Source organism: Acinetobacter chinensis (genome assembly GCF_002165375.2).
GTDB lineage: Bacteria > Pseudomonadota > Gammaproteobacteria > Pseudomonadales > Moraxellaceae > Acinetobacter > Acinetobacter chinensis.
Map to the genome: position 1 here is coordinate 1 of NZ_CP032131.1, position 1,243 is coordinate 1,243.

Consider the following 1,243-nt stretch of genomic DNA (forward strand, 5'->3'; position numbering starts at 1 on the left):
CACCCTAAAGCACCTATAAAGGCACTTTAGGAGTATTTCCCTCTGGAGCATCACTACGGAGCCGAGCGTCGCTTCAATCGGAGTACATCACGGTATAACGCTGTACCTGTCTTAATTACGGCTTATATCACCGCCTGAACGCATTTAAGACCGCCTGTGGGCTTTGTTTGATCATCGCAAGGGAATTACCCCAATATACTCACGATCACCCTTAGACTACTCATTCTGCTGTGTGCTTTGTTCAGTTCCCCCAGTAGCACACTGAAAATCACCGCTTAAATGCTGTCGTCACTAATCCTTCCACCCATTTAAACGGACGGAATATTAATTTAAGAAGGTTTTAACAACGAAAGGGATTTATTTTCAATCTTGTGTGGTTATAATCGCTTTACCGCACGGGGATTTTATCCTGATTATTATGTCAGACGGTAATCTACATAATCTTTCGTTATTAATTCCGCCAAGAACTAATAACCGTGCTTTAGAATATATTTTAATCGTGTGATTAATACAATGCCCTAGAATGCGTATTTTAGGGCATTTTTCTTTTATTTACGTATACATGACAACATGTTTACGGCTTTTTTGGGGTTTTAGGGCTTCCCTAACAAGAATCACAGTGCCCTCTGTGTATCCTTGCTTTTTCTGCTGGTGATCTCTCCAGGTATCTCAGAGGATGCGGAGTGCATCCGAACTGACGCAATACGCTACGAAAACACCTTTCTCCCTGATTACAAGCTCCCTGTTGACGTAGATCGGTAAAAACAGAGCTTTGCGAACTGATTTATCGAATTTTATGGACGACGACAACGACGACGACGAGGGGACGAGGAGAAGAAGGCGGAGGAGGACATCTTTTGAGATCAAAAAATGACGCTCCCTTGGTATATTGACGAAAACTCATGTAACCCTTACACAGCAAGGCTTTCAGAGGGTGCTTCTAATATCAAAGTTTCTTAAGTTTTTAAGTCTGTTCACATCAAATATTTCACAGTTATCTTGTTCGACTTCAACACATAGTTTGTGGTTTCCATCGTGTTCTATGATTGTAGACAATACTTTGCCTTCATAGCTTCTTAGTTCTGAATTATCTTGGATTTCATCAAAACCAATCTTCTGACCAATCATTTTCAATAATACTAATATTTCAATTTTTTGCATTTTTAACCTCTAAATTTTTTAAGTTTTTGATTTAGTGATTAGTATCATTATGGTGAGAGTTGAGCAGATAGAAGGTAATACT

The 1,243-nt window shown here is 39.4% G+C and carries 1 protein-coding gene; it reads right to left on the minus strand.

What is annotated here, in order from left to right; all coding sequences use genetic code 11:
* Positions 1 to 927: 927 nt before the first annotated feature.
* Complete coding sequence (locus CDG60_RS00180; protein ID WP_087514481.1) at positions 928 to 1,161, minus strand: hypothetical protein; 234 nt, start codon at positions 1,159 to 1,161, stop codon at positions 928 to 930.
* Positions 1,162 to 1,243: the final 82 nt, after the last annotated feature.